20 protein-coding genes and 1 riboswitch are annotated in these 17589 nt (G+C 40.8%); of the genes, 15 read left to right on the plus strand and 5 right to left on the minus strand.

Annotated features, from left to right (window positions below; genetic code table 11):
• The first annotated feature begins 73 nt into the window (after positions 1-73).
• From G5B43_RS07565 to tenA, 6 genes are all read left to right on the plus strand, one after another.
• Complete coding sequence (locus G5B43_RS07565) at positions 74-412, plus strand: metallophosphoesterase family protein (RefSeq protein WP_165294138.1); 339 nt, start codon at positions 74-76, stop codon at positions 410-412.
• Positions 343-861 carry a calcineurin-like phosphoesterase C-terminal domain-containing protein gene (locus G5B43_RS07570; protein WP_165294139.1) on the plus strand — a complete coding sequence of 173 codons (519 nt, stop codon included), beginning with the start codon at positions 343-345 and terminating at the stop codon, positions 859-861. The genes G5B43_RS07565 and G5B43_RS07570 overlap by 70 nt, the downstream gene beginning before the upstream one ends.
• 292 nt (positions 862-1153) lie before the next feature.
• Positions 1154-1246: riboswitch (TPP riboswitch) on the plus strand.
• Positions 1247-1313: 67 nt separating this feature from the next.
• Positions 1314-2114, plus strand: a complete 801-nt coding sequence (thiM, locus tag G5B43_RS07575) for a hydroxyethylthiazole kinase (protein ID WP_165294140.1) — start codon at positions 1314-1316, stop codon at positions 2112-2114.
• Complete coding sequence (gene thiE, locus G5B43_RS07580; RefSeq protein WP_165294141.1) at positions 2111-2746, plus strand: thiamine phosphate synthase; 636 nt, start codon at positions 2111-2113, stop codon at positions 2744-2746. The genes thiM and thiE overlap by 4 nt, the downstream gene beginning before the upstream one ends.
• A complete protein-coding gene (gene thiD, locus G5B43_RS07585; RefSeq protein WP_165294142.1) occupies positions 2743-3576 on the plus strand; it encodes a bifunctional hydroxymethylpyrimidine kinase/phosphomethylpyrimidine kinase in 834 nt (277 codons plus the stop codon). The genes thiE and thiD overlap by 4 nt, the downstream gene beginning before the upstream one ends.
• Positions 3563-4216 (plus strand): thiaminase II, encoded by a 654-nt coding sequence (tenA, locus tag G5B43_RS07590; protein WP_165294143.1) that lies wholly within the window; start codon positions 3563-3565, stop codon positions 4214-4216. The genes thiD and tenA overlap by 14 nt, the downstream gene beginning before the upstream one ends.
• A gap of 89 nt (positions 4217-4305) precedes the next feature.
• On the opposite strand, the gene G5B43_RS07595 is transcribed toward tenA, so the two are convergent.
• From G5B43_RS07595 to G5B43_RS07610, 4 genes are all read right to left on the minus strand, one after another.
• Positions 4306-6258: a PAS domain-containing sensor histidine kinase gene (locus G5B43_RS07595; protein ID WP_165294144.1), complete on the minus strand. Its 1953-nt coding sequence runs from the start codon at positions 6256-6258 to the stop codon at positions 4306-4308.
• A 23-nt stretch (positions 6259-6281) separates the two neighbouring features.
• Positions 6282-6632, minus strand: coding sequence for a response regulator transcription factor (locus tag G5B43_RS07600; RefSeq protein WP_165294145.1), 351 nt, complete (start codon positions 6630-6632; stop codon positions 6282-6284).
• A 142-nt stretch (positions 6633-6774) separates the two neighbouring features.
• Entirely contained in the window at positions 6775-7080 is a 306-nt protein-coding gene (locus G5B43_RS07605; RefSeq protein WP_240904797.1) for a hypothetical protein, read from the minus strand.
• A gap of 101 nt (positions 7081-7181) precedes the next feature.
• A complete protein-coding gene (locus tag G5B43_RS07610; RefSeq protein ID WP_165294146.1) occupies positions 7182-7586 on the minus strand; it encodes a YkvA family protein in 405 nt (134 codons plus the stop codon).
• A gap of 219 nt (positions 7587-7805) precedes the next feature.
• Here G5B43_RS07610 and G5B43_RS07615 point away from each other — a divergent pair, with 219 nt between their 5' ends.
• From G5B43_RS07615 to G5B43_RS07655, 9 genes are all read left to right on the plus strand, one after another.
• Entirely contained in the window at positions 7806-9455 is a 1650-nt protein-coding gene (locus G5B43_RS07615) for a fimbrillin family protein (RefSeq protein WP_165294147.1), read from the plus strand.
• A 25-nt stretch (positions 9456-9480) separates the two neighbouring features.
• The gene (locus G5B43_RS07620; RefSeq protein WP_165294149.1) at positions 9481-9636 is read left to right on the plus strand and encodes a hypothetical protein; all 156 of its coding nucleotides are present in this window, start codon (positions 9481-9483) and stop codon (positions 9634-9636) included.
• A 696-nt stretch (positions 9637-10332) separates the two neighbouring features.
• On the plus strand, positions 10333-10914 hold the full coding sequence (locus G5B43_RS07625) for a Crp/Fnr family transcriptional regulator (RefSeq protein ID WP_240904798.1): 582 nt from the start codon (positions 10333-10335) through the stop codon (positions 10912-10914).
• 285 nt (positions 10915-11199) lie between these two features.
• On the plus strand, positions 11200-12114 hold the full coding sequence (locus tag G5B43_RS07630) for a pirin family protein (protein ID WP_165294150.1): 915 nt from the start codon (positions 11200-11202) through the stop codon (positions 12112-12114).
• A gap of 48 nt (positions 12115-12162) precedes the next feature.
• Positions 12163-13188: an Atu2307/SP_0267 family LLM class monooxygenase gene (locus G5B43_RS07635; protein ID WP_165294152.1), complete on the plus strand. Its 1026-nt coding sequence runs from the start codon at positions 12163-12165 to the stop codon at positions 13186-13188.
• A 208-nt stretch (positions 13189-13396) separates the two neighbouring features.
• Entirely contained in the window at positions 13397-13885 is a 489-nt protein-coding gene (locus G5B43_RS07640; RefSeq protein ID WP_317167502.1) for an N-acetyltransferase, read from the plus strand.
• A 138-nt stretch (positions 13886-14023) separates the two neighbouring features.
• Positions 14024-14614: a TetR/AcrR family transcriptional regulator gene (locus G5B43_RS07645; RefSeq protein ID WP_165294153.1), complete on the plus strand. Its 591-nt coding sequence runs from the start codon at positions 14024-14026 to the stop codon at positions 14612-14614.
• Between the two features lie 60 nt (positions 14615-14674).
• The gene (locus tag G5B43_RS07650; protein ID WP_165294155.1) at positions 14675-15652 is read left to right on the plus strand and encodes a GNAT family N-acetyltransferase; all 978 of its coding nucleotides are present in this window, start codon (positions 14675-14677) and stop codon (positions 15650-15652) included.
• Between the two features lie 15 nt (positions 15653-15667).
• Positions 15668-16435 (plus strand): SDR family oxidoreductase, encoded by a 768-nt coding sequence (locus tag G5B43_RS07655; RefSeq protein WP_206367283.1) that lies wholly within the window; start codon positions 15668-15670, stop codon positions 16433-16435.
• A 305-nt stretch (positions 16436-16740) separates the two neighbouring features.
• Here G5B43_RS07655 and G5B43_RS07660 read toward each other — a convergent pair whose 3' ends face one another.
• Positions 16741-17580, minus strand: coding sequence for a discoidin domain-containing protein (locus tag G5B43_RS07660; RefSeq protein WP_165294157.1), 840 nt, complete (start codon positions 17578-17580; stop codon positions 16741-16743).
• Positions 17581-17589 lie beyond the last annotated feature (9 nt).

The raw sequence follows: 17589 nt of genomic DNA on the forward strand, positions 1-17589 counted from the left end.
AGCATTAATATTGAACATCCCAATTTTAGCTAACAAACCAAAAGTAATAACTCGAGGAAAGAAGATACGTTACTTGAACTGTATCAGAGATCTCAAAAACTCTGATGACCAAACTTTACCAGCCTCTTCTTGGACATTGGTCGGGAATCATGATCGCAACACGGCAAATACAGCGCACATGGAGGATCACTTTAACCAACATTTTGGTGCATCCACCTATGCTTTCAATTATGGTGGTGTGCATTTTATTGTCCTCAATAATGTGTTTTCTACGGGAAAACGTTCTTATGAAGGTCGTGTTTCAGATGATCAGCTCCAATTAATGGGCGTATACAAGAACTGGTGGCGGGTGCTCCTTCTGGTAATTGGTGGACAGGTGAAATCAACACTCAAGGAATACCCGAGGCACTGATGCAATGTGGTACTCCCAGGAATTATTTCACTATTGATTTTGATCAACAAAATTATCGAATCAATTATAAAGGAATCGGACTGGACGACAATCAACAAATGGATTTGACACTTCATAGGGATACGCTGATAAGCAATATATACGGTGCTTCTGACAGCACTTCTGTACAAGTACGCGTAAACGACGGACAGTGGTTTGCTATGGAACATGTTAAAAGACCTGCTGAATCCGTCCTTCGTATCATTGAAAATAACAAGGAAAAACGCTTCCCTGCATCTGGAAAGCGCATTAACCCACTACGCAAACGTATATCGCCCCATATCTGGCAAGCTGTTGTCCCAAAACTAGGCTCACCAGGTGTACATAAAATTTGTATTAAAGCTGCTGATCAATTTGGTTATACTGTCGAAAATATAGAAATGCACTTTGTTCCGACAGAGAAGCCTTAACTCTTTTCTACTTCTATCCGGTTTATTGTCAATAGTCTCCCATTCGAGAATATGAGCAGGCCCGGAAATCTTCGAAGAACTAGGATTGGAAATCGAATTGGCGGTCGCGCTTACCCCAGTGGAACACCAATCCCCTGAATTTTCAGTCTTCCTCTCCCCTTTCTTTTGTAAATGCACTGGTGGTTCGCGGGCTATTGGCGAGCACGCGCAAGCAATCATTCGCCACACACACAGATCATCTTCACCAGTTCTCCTTATCTTTAATAATACAAATAATATATTGTACCTTTGTTTTACGCTTTAGGGGTATTCTGAAAAGAGTTGAGAGAGTCCCTTGGAACCTGATACGGATCACACCGACGTAGGGAAAAGCAAATAAAGACTTCTTTAATAAGTCGCCTCTTGTTTGTTTTCGGTTTTCCTGAAGCTATTTTACCTAAAAATAAAGTCTAATGGAAAAAACACGCTGGAAACACATCCAAACAGTAAGAGAACAGTCTCCCTTGGTACACAACATAACCAATTATGTCGTGATGAACAATACAGCCAATGCTTTATTGGCAATAGGCGCATCCCCCGTAATGGCCCACGCTAAAGCGGAAGTTAAGGACATGACAACTATCGCAGACGTTTTACTGATCAATATCGGTACGTTAGACGAATATTGGTCCGACGCGATGTTGATTGCTGCCGAAACAGCACATGTATTGGATAAGCCTTGGGTACTTGACCCTGTTGGTGCGGGAGCAACTCCTTATCGAAATCAAATCCTCCAAAAATTATTGGAGTACAGCCCCACGGTAATAAGGGGAAATGCTTCAGAAATTTTGGCTATTGTTAAATCCAACGCTTCGGCAACTAAAGGGGTGGATAGCACCGCTTCGAGCATGGATGCTGTTCAGGCGGCCCGTCATCTAGTGAATCAATACGGTTCTGTTGTCTGTATATCAGGAGAAACCGATATCATTGTCGATCAGAAAAATCAAACCTTCCTCGTAAAAAATGGTCATCCTATGATGACCAAGGTTACTGGCCTGGGATGCACGGCATCCGCATTGACAGCGGCGTTTGTTGCTGTAATGGAAGATAAAACAGAGGCGACAGTGACAGCCATGGCGTTGCTCGGTATAGCGGGCGAACGTTCAGAAAAAGAATCTCATGGTCCAGGAAGTCTACAAATGAATATCATAGACAAATTGTATGTTATGACGGAAATGGAGTTTGTTGAACAACTCAACGTTTCCAGAGCATGAAAAGACAATCGTTATTCCCCTACAAACTTTATCTGGTAATCTCCGAATCGGATTGTAAGGGACGGAATTTCCTTGAAGTAGCGGAACAGGCTATTTTAGGTGGGGTGGATATCATCCAATTGAGAGAAAAAAATGACAGCAGGGATACTTTTATCGGTAAGGCTCTCCAATTAAAAGAAATAACCGATAAATATAGGATTCCTCTTATCATCAATGATAATCTTGAAGTTGCGAAAAAGGTCGATTCGGCAGGAATACATGTAGGAAATAATGATGTACATCCTGTCGACATCAGAAAACAATGGGATAACACTAAATATATAGGATATTCCATCGAGTTTCTGGAACAGTTGGAAAACGACCAGGCGGCTGTTTCTGATTATCTGGGTATCAGCCCCGTTTTCAGCACAGCTACCAAAACAGACACCGTTACCGAATGGGGGCTTGAGGGTATTGTAGAGATAAGGCGACTTACCGATAAATCGTTGGTGGCAATAGGTAATATTCATCTGCACAATGTCAAATCGGTGGTGAAGGCTGGTGCGGATTGTATTGCCGTGGTTTCCGAAATATGCGGTGCGACAAATCCACAAAAAACGGCTTATGAATTAAAAAACGAAATCTTAAAATGAAGAAATACAAATATCCAAGTGTATTGACAATTGCTGGATTTGACGGCAGTGGCGGTGCAGGAATTCAGGCAGATATCAAGACCATTTCTGCCTTGGGCTGTTATGCTACATCTGTGTTAACTGCATTGCCGGTACAGAACACGCAGGGCGTTAAAAATATATTTCCGATTCCTATCGAGGCAGTAGCGGAACAATTAGACGCAATAATGGAAGACATCGTGCCTGATGCCATAAAAATAGGAATGGTACATACTCCTCAGCTTGTCGATACCATCGTAACTGTATTGCAGAAATATCCGGACATTCCGGTGGTTTTTGATCCTGTAATGGTGGCTACCAGCGGACACCCTCTTATAGAAGAGCGAACCATTGACACCATCATAGAAAAACTTCTTCCGCTTTCGACTGTAATTACGCCCAATATGGATGAAGCAGCGATTATGGCTAAAATAAAAGTCGAAACCGTGAAAGAAATGGAACTCGCCGGCAAAAGCATGAAGCAATTGGGCAGTAACAATATACTGCTGAAAGGAGGTCATCAAAAAACGGAGATGATTACTTCTCTTTTATTGGATGAAGAAAACAACTGTCACTCTTTTGAATTTAACAAGATTGAAACCAACAATACACACGGTTCTGGATGCACCTTATCCTCCGCCATTGCGTCGTATATGGCTCAAGGCAAAGAATTGTTTGAAGCCGTAACGCTCGGACAACAGTATGTTTTTAATGCTATTCAATCTGGTGCGGACACCCAGACCGGAAAGGGAAACGGTCCGTTGAATCACTTTTTCAATCCTCAAAAACTTATTAAAAATGAAATGGTCTGAACAAGCTTGGCAATCAATAGAGGAAATTTATTCGTTTATTCTCCAAATGCCTTTTATTAAAGAATTATCCAGCGGTAAACTTCCTAAAAACAAATTTCAGTTTTATATGATGCAAGATGCATTATATCTGGAGCATTTTGGAAGAGCGCTTGCCGTAATAGGAGCCAAAGCCGAGGGCATTAATGATGCCCTAGCCTATATGCGTTTTGCAGAAAATGCGATCGTAGTGGAGAAAGCCTTGCACGAGTTTTATTTTTCGGACTTTGGAATAGTTAACGAAGGAAATATTCAACCTGCCTGTCACCACTATATCCATTTCCTGAAGAGTTCAGCAGCATTTGAAGGAGCTGAAATTGCCATGGCCGCAACCCTTCCTTGCTTTTGGATTTATAAAAATGTAGGTGATCATATTTTAGCGAATCACCGGCCTGCCGATAATCCATACCAGAAATGGGTTCAAACCTATGGTGGAGAAGATTTTGCCTTGGCTGTAAAAAATGCCATTGCTATTTGCGATAGAGCCGCTGAAAATGCGACAGCATCCGCCAGGAAGAAAATGACAGAGGCATTTATTACTGCTTCTCGTATGGAATATGAATTTTGGAATGCCGCATATGAATTGAAAACATGGGAATCATAAACACTATCGCAGGATGGAAAGGTGGGCGTAGCCGGGGCAACGATAACGCACGAAGTGGTCAACAATAATGGGTTTTAGCTTCAAGAGTTTCATTTTTCTGTACGTATCAAAGGCTTGTAGGGCAGTGTAAACCAGAACGTACTTCCTTCCCCGGGCGTACTGTCCACACCAATTTCTCCATTATGCCTTTTAATGATCTCCGCACTGATGTATAAACCGAGACCCAAACCAGAATATTGTGTTCCTCTATAATCGGTTCGATAATACCGCTCGAAAAGATGTTTAATTTTATCCCGTTGAATTCCCGGTCCAGTATCTCTTACGGATACCTTGGCTCTATCTCCGAGATTTTCCACGTTAAGATAAATATTTTGCTGATCTGGTGCATATTTCGCTGCATTGTTCACCAGATTAACTACCACCTGATCGATTCGTGCCTCATCAGCTTCTATTTTTAGACTCTTGTCGCCTTGAAAGATTAGCTCATGTTTGCCCCCCATTCTAATATGCTGACAACATTGTTCCAGCATGGTTGAAATAGTAAACTCTGAATAGTTGAGATGTAATTGCCCAGCATTGGAGCGAGCGGTATTAAGCAGGTCGTCAATCAGGTCGGTAATTTTTTCAACGCTAACGTAGGCCTGATCGATCAAACGAGGTACCATCGGGTGAGTAAGATCATTCTTCTTACGATTTAAAAGTTGAAGGGAACCTTTCAGAGCCGTAACCGGTGTTTTTAATTCGTGACTGGCGATACTGAGGAAATCGTCTTTTCGCTGCTCTTCAAATTTACGTTGCGTGATGTCCTGAACGATGCCCGAAAAATTCATCTTATCGCCTGTAGCACCGTAGATCATTCCCGTGGCATGCACCCAGCGAATGACATCGTCTGAATAGCGCTTTATAGGGTATTCTATGTCGTAAAATGCTCCAGTTGCAAGCGCATGCTCGATGCTTTCTATTACATCTGTCCTATGCGAGTCCAGGATCTGATCGGTTGCCTGTCCTAAGGTTATTTCTTTTTGCATATCGAACCCGAAGATTTCCCTCAGACGAGATGATGACGTTAGTTCATTGCTTTTCAGATCTATATGCCAGGTTCCGAGCTTTGCGGAGTCCAGCGCCAAACTTAACCGCGCTTCGGCTTCCTCTATTTGTTTGCGCGATTGAACTTTTTCTGTAACATCAAATACGGTGGAAATTATCCCAATTCTATTTGCGTTCCTATCGACTAACGGCTCGCAGAAATAATCAATATAGAAAGACCGGTCGCCTCCGGAAACTTTGTCTTTATATACAACCGTTTTCTCCGTAAAGCTGACCGGAACACCGGTTTCATAAACTTTTTTCCAAAGCGATGGATAAGGTTGGTTCTTGAGTTCAGGGAACACCTCCAGCATGGGCTTGCCTAAAACTTCGTCCCTCGTCCTATTCCATAGCTTAAGAATTGCCTGATTTGTAACCGAAATGACTTGATCTTCCCCCATCAAAGTGACTACCGGAATTGGTAACTCACTCAATACTTTATGAAGCTGTATATCACTTAGTTGGAGATCAAGATTTATCTCCTTCAGGCGATCCTTGGCCAAGGTAAGTTCGTTATTTATCGTTACAAGCTCTTCATTCGACGGATGTTTGGCATCTATTTGAATGGTAATTTTATCCGTCACATCTGTGACGGTATGAAGAATAGCGTAAACTTTGCCATCGTCATGTTTTAAAGCTTGATAGACGTGATCCCGATAAAAGATCTGTAATTTTCCATTCACGACCTGTTGTGTTGGGCTTGCTTCTTCTGTATAATCTAATCCCGTATTCCAAACGTTTTGTAATATATCGTGAAAATGCTTTTGGCTAGTTTCGGGCCAGACGCCACTTAAAGTTTTTCCGATGACCTCGGATCCCTTGCTCCAAGCATTCAGCATTGCTTGACTAGCGAACTCTAGGCACATTTCGCTGCCCGAATAAATTGCTATTGCACTATCAACCTTTCGAAGGATAACTAGTAAGTGGTCATTGCTCAGTTTCCGATTCTGATCCATCAGTTTGGTTTATTGAACACTGTTTATATAAGGTTTGTTATTCGTTGTGTCAGATCATCGATATCAAAAGGCTTAGCCAGATAATCATCTGCGGTGCCTTTTTCTTTCATTTTATCGATACTTGAGTTTGCGGTCATTACGATTACAGGGATATGCGCTGTGGATGGGTTTTCTTTTATTTGCTGACAGACTTCTAGTCCATTGCCATCGGGCAACATCACATCCAGTAGGCAGAGGGCTGGTGAGTGTCTGGAAAATCCAGCGGAAAACTCTGAAACTGTTCCGAATCCCTCTATTCTAAAATCTTCTAGGATCATGGTGATGATTTCCAGAATGTCTGCGTTGTCTTCCAGAACGTAAATCAGGTTGTTCATGTACAATTTTAACTATAACATTTAGTGATGCGAAATATCTGTATAATTTGTTTACGAAACAAGTTCTAAACTGTTTTCAGGTATTATTGCGTGGTTCCAGTGTGCTTCTTAAACTGTTTGCTTAGGTGTACCGTAGTATTGATTACATGATGCTCTTTTTGGCTTCTTTCAATATTCTCTCCGCTTTCAGCCGTATATCTTGGGGCAATAACCTGAAATTTGCGTCGTTCTCTTCGCGGTATTGATGTTCTGGCTGAAACGGAATCCAAGTGGTTATTTTTGATTTTGAAAACTTATCCCCTCCCAGACGTGTGTACACAATCACTTTCAAAGGCTTGGCGTCTAATCCATCTGACTCTTCAAAATAAGTCAGGTAAAACTCAGGAAAGCCTTCTTGATTGGCATCTTCGATTTTACAAGAATTAATAAGATACTTAGGCTGTGCCAAACCTGCTGCAAATCTTTAAAGGCTATCCGCTGAAGAAGCCCGACATGATCTTCCAGAAAGATACATGGTTATCATGCTTACATAATTGAAGTCAATACTATCTAGCGAACATGGTTGATAGAACGATCTATTCTTATTTCCGTGCCTGCGACCCATTTTTGATACTTGATCACTTCGGACTTCAGCCTGCCGAGGGCGTAGCCAATAATGGCAACATCATCTACCCATCCTAAAATCGGTACGAGATCAGGAATGGCATCAAGCGGTGAGATGACATAAACAACAGTCGCTACGATAATCCCAAGATTTAGCTTACCTATTTTGTAACGTCCTTTAATCGAATCGTTAGCCATCGCTAAAATAAGTTGAAATTCCGCTTTTCTATCGGAAAGATGTTCTGCTAAATTATCGGCATCGGCTATGTCTTTATTAGTAAGACTATATGTTTTGAAAACCTTGAAAAGCGCCAACGCTTTTCCCAAATATTTCAATTTTTTCAGTACCATTGATCGAATAACCTTAATTAAAACCAATCTCACAAGACCAAATTTCGATCCATCTTTTTAATCCTGCCATCTTTACATGCTTATAAACTATGTAAGGGCAAAATAGTATTGTGTGAGAAAGAAGTGGTTATGGAATACCGGAAAGAAATAAAATATTATTATCTTGGCTCGCGACTACTAATGGAGTAAGCCGATTTGAAATTTTTGTAATAACTTCGTATGATATTAACTAGCTTCCTTAATTTGAAATTAACGACAACTATATTAGTTACGTTGACACTTTTTACGCTATCAAGTTGTTCTAAAACAACGGAAACCGATACCATAACGCATAACAACATCAAATTAAACGTCCAAGTTCTCGGAATTACCGATATGAAGACCAGCCAGTCTGTCAAATCAAAAGCAAGCAATAGCAGCCTGCATACCTCTCAAAAACCAGAGCTTATTTCAGAAAAAATCGTTTCCTGCCCGTCCTTCGACACGCAGCTTTCGCTTCGACAAGAAAATATCGATGATGGGAATTCGGTAGTGCGGTCTCGAATGTCGGGTAGTAGAGCTTCTTCGGTCAAGGGATCCGCTGCTATGGAAAATGGCATCACTTATAGGTTATTGATCTACGAGGAAGATGGAACTTTTGTGAGTTCGACTCAGCTGACTGCTGACGGTCCTAGCGAGATAGCAATCCTTGGGGGCGAAACGTACAGTTGGTATGCGGTGTCTTATCACAACTCCGATCCCATTCCTGAAGTAGACAGCAATAATCCTATTTTGGATGTACCGGAAAATACAGATCTCTTATATGCCTCGGGCATCATAGAGGCTCCTACTCAGACGTCGGAAGAAAGCTTGTCCTTGGGTATTGTTTTTACCCATAAATATGCCCGTATAGCGCTAGAGCTAAACACCATGGGCATGTTTGGAAATATGAACAATGTGGGACTTACTATATCAGGCGCCGCAGGGACAAAAGCCAACATAAATTTAAAAGATGGATCATTATCTAACATTTCAGCGGATCCTGCCACACTAAGCTTCAACGATTTTGAAAATGTCGACCCCCTTTATGCTGATCGTAAGATAGCCTATGTATATACGGCTGTAGAGAGTTTGATGGATTTAAAAGTAAATATCAACGCGTTAGATCTTGAGTTGGTCAACGGTACAAATCGTGTATTTTCCAATCTCGCGGAAAATCCCGCCGTATTCGAATTCAGCTTTACACCTCAAATAGGAGCAAGTTATACGGCGACCATGAATTTTATTGAATCATTTTTAACTGTCAATTCGACCAAGTTCGCTCGTACCAATCTTTATTATCAAGGCGGACATAACCCCTACCGTTTTCTTCCCACAAATGAACATACAGATGCGAGGAACACCTATTTTGCGTTTCGCGGAGTTCTGCCCGGTCAATATGGGAACAGTTTAATTAGCGGGGATCCCTGCGCATTGGTATATCCCGAAGGCACCTGGAGAACACCGGGATTTAACAACTTTATGATGATTGTTCCCGTATATCCTATAGAAACCTATAAAGTCGAAAATGGACTGGGTTATTTTGAGTACGAAGATACCCAAGGAACGGGTGCACCGTATCCGAGCGACAAATTACGTATTAACTTTAATGGGTATGGTACGGCAGTAACCGAAGTGAATGGCGAAATTGAAATTGATCTGAACGACTCGTATGGAAAATCAGCAAACCTCTGGTCGACAAGTTCAGATGGTCTGGGAGGACTCGGTGTCTTCTATTATAACGGTGCCTCTGGGCTAGGTGATAATATAAATAAAGAAATGATTGATTATCAAGGGACTGGACACGTACAAACTACTTTTAAGAACATACGATGTATTCGCGTGAGGTAATTGAATTTTATAAATAAGTTGATCAATGAAACAAAATAAAAAAATTAAATACCAAGTTCCCACTATAGAGGTGGTTGAAATCGAAATGGAAAATGGCATTGCGGCGGATTCGACAGCCGGTGAACTGCAAATTGACGACTGGCAGAACGGGGGATCGGAAGCGGACAACGTGGATTTTTAATCGTAATTTATAACACCAGCTGTCCGTCGGCGAACAGCTACAGATATGAAAACGACATTGAATGCTTGATAAGACAAATGATCACGATAAAACTTGTAAAGGTCAGGTATAGATAAATCTGTCATAGCACAAACATAAAAAATTGTTCTTGCTTTATGAGCATCCTCACACCAACGTCTTGTCTAGAAAAATAAAGGTACGCGGCCATCTGCGTTTTTTTGGCGTGGCGATGCGCCACCTTGACAGTCGGAATGGCTAATATATGCGAGATTTATTATAGAACATGTCGTTAGTAGTACCGGGATGTAAAAAGTCATCTATTTGTCAATATATATCAATATGTCCTAAGGCGATATAAAAGGTACAGCTTTTGTCGTTATATCTGTACTTCATAATTTAGGTTTATAATTGGTTAGTTAGTTAAAATCCTGAGGTTCCCTGCCTCAGGATTTTTGTTTATTAACGAGCACAAGCTATCCGTCGGTGAATTGGCTTCCAGCTCAACTTTTTGGGGAACAAATTCCGTTATTTTATACCTGTTGACTTCTTATGTTGTTATTTTTGATCGTGTGAAATTGGTAATATTTTGTAATTGATTTAAAATATATAAATGAAAACGCTATTAAAATTGGAAGAAGCTGAGATGTGTCGACATAGATTGACAAGCATTTACAAGAAAAATAAGTAACTTTATATATGCAATCATTTAATATGCATCCACTTTTTCAATATATAAACAGATATGCTACCATTTCCGAAGAAGATTTTAAGGTTTTAGTAACTCATTTTACCGAGAAAAAGATTAAAAAAAAACAATTTCTGCTTCAGGATGGAGCCATATGTAAACACATGGCCTTTATTGCTAAAGGTTCCATGCGTAAATACTATATTGACGAAAAGGGTGTTGACCATACTGTTGATTTATATATAGAAAACTGGTGGGCAGGAGACCGGGAAAGCTTTGTTAAACTCACTCCCAGCGTGTATAATATAGACGCGTGGCAAGACTGTGAACTACTTCTTCTTTCAAGGGAAAATGTATTAAAACTGCGTAATGAATGTCCCGCTTTTAATGAACTGACATTGAAACTGGATGAACAAAATATGATTGCGACGCAAAGAAGAATCACTTCTTCGATCAGTGCCACAGCGAAAAAACGCTATGAAGACTTTGTTGATTGTCATCCACATTTTGTCAGTCGTTTTCCTCAACACATCATCGCTTCCTACTTAGGTATTACAAAAGACACGCTAAGCCGTGTGAGGAAAAATTTATAGACATTTGTCTACGACTTTTGTTTTCTTTTTGATGCACTTTTGAAGTATCAAATACACCTCTTAGAAAACGAAGAGAAATTGGATACAATAAATCTGGAATTATAATTGATAGCTAGGTGTAAACCTTAAAAACAACAACTATGGAAACATCTGTTGCAGACGTAAAACTTAGGGTATCCCACACGGAAGTAGATCATAAGTAGACGGAAGAGGTGGCGCGTTTTGAAAAAAATGTTGCAAGAAGCAGTATTTTAAAAAAAAGAACTATTATAAAAATATATTATTATGCTTGATATTGTTATAGAAGCCCGGCAAGCCGAACTTTCCGCAGGATTTACTGTTAAGCGGATTTTGCCTTACAGACTTAGGAGGATGATCGGCCCTTTTATCTTTATGGATCATGGAGGTCCTGTGAATATACCGGTCGCCCCCACCAGCAGTCTTGATGTATTACCTCATCCGCATATCGGTCTTTCGACAGTCAGTTATTTGTTTAGCGGCAATGTGACCCATAGGGATAGTCTCGGTGTAGAGCAGGTTATAAAACCCGGAGAGGTTAACTGGATGACCGCTGGTAAAGGTATTACACATAGCGAACGTTTCGAAGATCCGGCTATGCTGGCTGGTGGCGGACTGGAAATGATTCAAACATGGGTGGCACTTCCCGAAAAGGATGAAGAAAGCGATCCTTCTTTTGAAAATTACCAACCGGAACAATTGCCAATTTTTACAGATTCAGGTGTTTGGATGCGCCTGATTGCAGGTGATGCTTATGGATTGAAAAGTACTGTAAAAACACATTCTCCCTTATTTTATGTACATGTTGTGCTAGAGCCAGGTATTCGTTTTGGTTTACCAAAAGGTCATAGTGAACGAGGTGCATACATTGTTCGAGGTAGCGTTGAAGTTAGCGGGACTACTTACAAACCAGGGCAGCTGTTGGTGTTTACCAAAGGAGTTGACCCATTGATTATAGCGAAAGAACCAGCTACGCTGATGATGCTTGGTGGCGAACATCTGGGAGACCGGTATATCTGGTGGAATTTTGTTTCCAGTCGAAAAGACAGGATTGAGCAGGCGAAGGAGGATTGGAAACAGGGACGTATCGATTTACCCCCAATGGATAATGAAGAATATGTACCCTTGCCCGAAGACAAAAGTAAACCTGGAGGAGGGCCACCACCCAATGCTCTTTCCTGAACAAAAAATTAGTAAAGGGTATATATCAATAATTAAAATCAAGAAAAAATGGAAATAGGAATCGATAGTTTTGCATCTGCTATGTACGGCAGCAAAACACTGACCAGTGTCGATGCCATGGAGCAGTTACTGGACAGGATTGTACAGGCCGATAAAGCAGGCCTTGCCGTTTACGGGATTGGAGAACATCATAAAAAAGAATTTCTTGATTCGGCTCCTGCAGTGATACTTGCTGCCGCTGCAGCGAGAACAAAAAACATACGCCTCACCAGTGCGGTTACGGTTTTGAGCACCTCAGATCCGGTAAGAGTGTATCAGAACTTTGCTACGCTCGACCTGATATCCAAAGGTCGGGCTGAGCTTGTTGTGGGTAGAGGTTCGGCCATAGAATCTTATCCACTATTTGGTTTTCATCTGAATGATTATGATGAACTGTTTGAAGAGAAACTGGAACTTTTATTGCAGATACGTGAACATGAATTCGTTACCTGGTCTGGTAAATTCAGGCCGTCTTTACAAAATCAACCTGTTTATCCCAGAGCAATTCAAGAAGAATTTCCTGTTTGGCTTGGTGTTGGAGGAACTCCCGAATCATTTGTCAGGGCAGGATCTCTCGGGTTGCCATTGATGATTGCAGTAATTGGTGGAGAAACAGCAAATTTTCGTCCGCTGGTTGATTTGTATCGAGAGGCGGGAAAAAGAGCTGGTTTTGAACCGGAGCAGCTAAAGGTGGGTTTACATTCTCCGGGTTATGTGGCTGCAACGGATGAGGAAGCGATTGCAAATTACTATCCCGGTTATGCGCAACTTTGGACTAAAGTTGGCAGAGAACGTGGCTGGCCTCCAGTAACCAAAGATCGTTTTGATACATTGGTCGCACCTAAAGGTGTGTTGGCTGTGGGGGGACCGGAACAGGTGGCTACAAAACTATTAAGACATAGCGAGGCATTAGGTGGTGTTGACCGATTTACTTTTCAGATGGACAATGCCGGTCTTACACATGAACAGCTCTTACGCTCCATAGAATTAATTGGCAAAGAAGTTATTCCGAGAGTTAGAATGTTCACGCGGTAATAACCTCCTGTACCTTTTTCGGGTTTGAAATTGATTGTAAAAATTGGCGTATTACCTTTTCGCTTGTGATGCCACACTCCCCATCAGAAACTGAACAAGTCTAAAGCATATCTTATGATATATAAAAGTAAAATAGTATAAGCAGTTGATGGATTATATAAACCAAATGAAAGTAACGATAAGACAAGAATAACCACAAGATTTCAGGATCGTATTCAAACTGATAGAAAAAGCTTTCGAATCCGTCGAGTTTAGTGATCATAAAGAACAGTTTTTAGTGGAACGCTTGAGAAAGTCGAACGCCTTTATTCCTGAACTGTCCATGGTTGCGGAAGTTGACGGTAGACTCGCCGGGCATATTTTGGTGACGAAACTGAAAATAAAAAATGATCGACATGAATTTGACTCATTAGCTCTTGCGCCAGTTTCCGTCCTTCCAGAGTACCAAGGCAAAGGAATTGGTGGAATGCTGATCGAAGAGGTTCACATAAAGGCAAGAGACTTAGGACATCATTCTATCGTTTTACTCGGACACGAAAAATACTATCCGAAATTTGGTTATAAACAAGCTGATTATTTCGGAATTGAATTGCCTTTTGATGTACCAAAAGAGAATTGCATGGCAATCGAATTGACAAAAGATGGACTTGCTGGAGTTAGCGGGACAGTTGAATATCCGAAGGAGTTCTATGAATAGTAAAGCGACCATTAGCGAGTAAACTTCTTTGCAAAATGGACAGGAGGTTCTTATCAATTATTTTCTTTTGACTAAAAAGACCGATTGGTTCATTTTTTTTATCTTTACGTCGTTTTGCATCAATATGTTTTTATGAAAATGTCAAAGTCAGAAAACACAAAACAATTCATTGTTGAAAAAACTGCATTCGTGTTCAACATAAAAGGATATGCTGGCACTTCAATGAATGATATCATGAACGTCACCGGTCTTTCAAAAGGTTGTATATACGGTAATTTTGCGAATAAAGACGAAATTGCTTTAGCTGCTTTTGATTACAATCACAATAAGGTAAACGAACATATGAAAAGGAGAATTTCGGCAACCGATTATTCCATTGAGCGATTGTTGGTATATCCGAATACATATAGAAACTATTTTAGATATTCATATCTGCAGGCGGGCTGTCCTATTCTCAACACCTCTACGGAAGCAGATGACACTCATCCGCGATTAAAAGAAAGAGCGGTAAAAGCACTGGATTTTTGGAAGGCATCTATAGAAAACCAAATAAAACGTGGCATTGTGAGGAAGGAAATTAAGGACGATACTGACCCCGCAGAAATAGCAGTAGTGATGATCTCCATGATTGAAGGCGCTTTTATGCACGCAAAAGTTACTAATAGAACAAAAGAATTGAAAATAGCAATGGAGTTTTTAGAAAAATTAATTATAGGCTTAAAAGCATAATTTTTTTTTACTCTAAAAAAGACCGATTGGTTTATTTAAATACAATTTTGAGAAGTTGAAATGAGAATTATAAAATACAGACCTCAATACCAAAAGTATTTTGAGCAACTAAACAGAGCCTGGATAGAAAAATACTTTCAAATGGAACAGATGGATGAAATTTTACTGTCAAATCCTACAGATACTATTCTGAAAGACGGCGGACAAATATTTTTCGTCGAGCATCAAAATCAAATCATCGGAACAGTGGCTTTGGTATTCATCTCTAAGGATGTCTACGAATTGGCTAAAATGGCTGTTGACGAACGGTTTCGGAGTCTAGGCGCTGGAGGATTGCTTTGCAGGACAGCTATTGAGGAGGCTAGAAAACTGAATGCTAGGAAACTGATTTTATTTACTAATTCGAGTTTAAAAACTGCAATCAGGATTTATCATAAATTCGGTTTTAAAGATGTACATCTTGACGGACAAGAATACAGCCGTGCCGATATCAAAATGGAACTTTTATTGGAAGCGCAACCTTTTATAAAATGGTTCGACAAGACATTTGATTTCAACTTTGATGCAGAGCAGTTCTCCGATTTGTTAGAATGCTTGGAAGAAAACTCTTCCCGAGTTCCCGAACTAATAAATGGAATACCCGATCTGCAATTAAATACCAAACGTATTGGAAAATGGTCGATAAAAGAACATATAGGCCATTTGTTGATATTAGAGCCGTTGTGGCAAAGAAGATTTTCGGAAATAAAGGAGAATAAGATAGGAATGTCCCCCGCAGATCTGAACAACAGGGCGACAGATGAGGCGGTATTCAATCAATACGGTATAGAAAAAATAATAACAGATTTTCAACAACAACGAAAGCATACTATTAGACTTTTGAAAAGCTTCAGTAAAGAGGATTTACATAATAGTCTGTATCATCCCAGATTAAATCAACCCATGCGTATCGTTGATCTGATGTATTTTGTTGGTGAACATGATGAACATCACTGTAACGTGATATTAAAAATCCGCAATGATTTAATTAATCTTTAAACTTCCCCATCATATATGCAAACAGAAAAAAACATCGCTTATAAAACAATGTTGATAACAGGCGCGAGCCGTGGCATTGGAGCGGCTACCGCTTTGCTTGCTGCCAAAAAAGGTTATGTAGTAGCGGTAAATTATAATAAGAACAAAGAAGCAGCAGCAAAAGTTGTTGACACCATTAAGCAACAAGGAGGTTTGGCTAAAGCATTTCGGGCAGATGTCTCCAAAGAAGAAGAAATCGTCCGGTTATTTGAAGACGTTGATGCTGAGTTTGGCAATTTAACATCATTAGTCAATAATGCGGGAATACTGGAACAGCAATCCCGGTTAGAAAATATAACCCGACAAAGATTGCAGCGAATATTTGAAGCCAACACATGGAGTACATTTTTGTGCTGCAAGGAGGCAATCAAAAGGATGTCACCCAAATACGGGGGAAACGGAGGGACTATTGTAAATGTTTCTTCTATCGCGTCCAGAACCGGATCTCCCTTTGAATATATTGATTACGCTGCATCCAAAGGAGCTGTGGATGCCATGACTATAGGACTGGCTAAGGAATTAGCTGATGAAAATATTCGTGTAAATGCTGTTCGTCCTGCATTTATTTATACTGACATCCACTCGGACGGAGGCGAACCTAACAGGATTGAGCGGATAAAAGAAACAATCCCATTGAAAAGAGGCGGATTGGCAAGCGAAGTGGCGGAAGCTATTCTCTGGTTGGCTTCTGAACAATCCTCTTATTCAACAGGGGTATTTATTGATGTCACAGGGGGTCGTTAAACAGTCGTCTTTCAAAAATTAAACGTAAAACAATGCATACAGAAGATAAAATGGTCAGCATCCTGAAATCCCACCGAGTACCGAGGAAAGGTTATCGTTTTGATTGATGAATCATTGCTCGTAGAGGCCATGAATGACACGAAGCCTGCAAATGCAGGCCTCGATGTTCTTCTACATTCGCTAAATAAAAAATCTCTGTCTATATTTGGTCGGCAAGAATTTTTAAATTTAGAAAAAAGGCCTGCAGTCTCTTGACTAGCAGGCTCTTTTTGGAAAAATGTCTGTTTGACTTATTCGATTTATATTTAAAACACACCCAAGCGTTCCAAATTAATAAACGTCACATCCTGCAGGTAGCCCGCTGTAACAACAAACTTAAGATACCTTGCCTCGTATTCTTGGGTAAAAGGTAGGACATGCCATGAGCCGGGATTCGTGTATGGCACTTCTGTAGTGAGCGCGGGCGTCCAACTTTGGTTGTCGTTGCTGACATAAAATTCGATCGCCCTAATCGGCCCATTATTGTTGGCGCGTTGTTTGAAAGCTAATCCGTGTAGGGCGTACGCGCTCTTCATGTCTATGACAATCCAATGTGGAAAATCTTCGGCTGGCGCCGGGCTATATCGTGTATGCCATGTAGCTGTATTCTCAATCAATACATTTTGTCCATGGCTGCTGCCATTCACACTGCTGACCGCAAGCGCTTCCCAGCCTGTGGCATCATAAATATGGGTTTCACTCCATGTTTTACTGACTTCTAAGGAAATAGTAGCAGTAGCCTCGCTCAATACTTTTACACTTTGAGGTGGTGCAGGGGGAAATCGCGTATCAACAACGACTATCTCAGCTTGGTTAGGCACATCAAAATCTTGCACACTCAACTCGCCATTATCATCAGAAACCCCCTCAAATACCTTACGGCCTTCAGCCTGCCCCCTAGGCTTACTGTAAACGGCCACCTTTACATTGGGCATGACTTCGCCCGTTTGGCTGTCAACTGTCTGCACCTTCAACGTAACCTTGTTGGCGGCGATCTCTGACAGCGACGATTCCCACTGTTCGCTGCAACCGGCAAAAAAATATGTCAGGCATACCAATACCATGCAGCATATCTTGGGGAGCGCGTATATATATTTCGTTTTCATTATTTTTAA

This window comes from Sphingobacterium sp. SGR-19, assembly GCF_011043555.1.
Lineage (GTDB): Bacteria > Bacteroidota > Bacteroidia > Sphingobacteriales > Sphingobacteriaceae > Sphingobacterium.

Excerpts from the sequence above, each read along its gene's own strand:
- thiM (WP_165294140.1), top strand. The coding sequence starts at position 1,314 with ATGGAAAAAACACGCTGGAAACACATCCAAACAGTAAGAGAACAGTCT.
- thiE (WP_165294141.1), top strand. The coding sequence starts at position 2,111 with ATGAAAAGACAATCGTTATTCCCCTACAAACTTTATCTGGTAATCTCC.
- thiD (WP_165294142.1), top strand. The coding sequence starts at position 2,743 with ATGAAGAAATACAAATATCCAAGTGTATTGACAATTGCTGGATTTGAC.
- tenA (WP_165294143.1), top strand. The coding sequence starts at position 3,563 with ATGAAATGGTCTGAACAAGCTTGGCAATCAATAGAGGAAATTTATTCG.
- G5B43_RS07595 (WP_165294144.1), bottom strand. The coding sequence starts at position 6,258 with ATGGATCAGAATCGGAAACTGAGCAATGACCACTTACTAGTTATCCTT.
- G5B43_RS07600 (WP_165294145.1), bottom strand. The coding sequence starts at position 6,632 with ATGAACAACCTGATTTACGTTCTGGAAGACAACGCAGACATTCTGGAA.
- G5B43_RS07610 (WP_165294146.1), bottom strand. The coding sequence starts at position 7,586 with ATGGTACTGAAAAAATTGAAATATTTGGGAAAAGCGTTGGCGCTTTTC.
- G5B43_RS07615 (WP_165294147.1), top strand. The coding sequence starts at position 7,806 with ATGATATTAACTAGCTTCCTTAATTTGAAATTAACGACAACTATATTA.
- G5B43_RS07620 (WP_165294149.1), top strand. The coding sequence starts at position 9,481 with ATGAAACAAAATAAAAAAATTAAATACCAAGTTCCCACTATAGAGGTG.
- G5B43_RS07625 (WP_240904798.1), top strand. The coding sequence starts at position 10,333 with ATGCAATCATTTAATATGCATCCACTTTTTCAATATATAAACAGATAT.
- G5B43_RS07630 (WP_165294150.1), top strand. The coding sequence starts at position 11,200 with ATGCTTGATATTGTTATAGAAGCCCGGCAAGCCGAACTTTCCGCAGGA.
- G5B43_RS07635 (WP_165294152.1), top strand. The coding sequence starts at position 12,163 with ATGGAAATAGGAATCGATAGTTTTGCATCTGCTATGTACGGCAGCAAA.
- G5B43_RS07645 (WP_165294153.1), top strand. The coding sequence starts at position 14,024 with ATGTCAAAGTCAGAAAACACAAAACAATTCATTGTTGAAAAAACTGCA.
- G5B43_RS07650 (WP_165294155.1), top strand. The coding sequence starts at position 14,675 with ATGAGAATTATAAAATACAGACCTCAATACCAAAAGTATTTTGAGCAA.
- G5B43_RS07655 (WP_206367283.1), top strand. The coding sequence starts at position 15,668 with ATGCAAACAGAAAAAAACATCGCTTATAAAACAATGTTGATAACAGGC.
- G5B43_RS07660 (WP_165294157.1), bottom strand. The coding sequence starts at position 17,580 with ATGAAAACGAAATATATATACGCGCTCCCCAAGATATGCTGCATGGTA.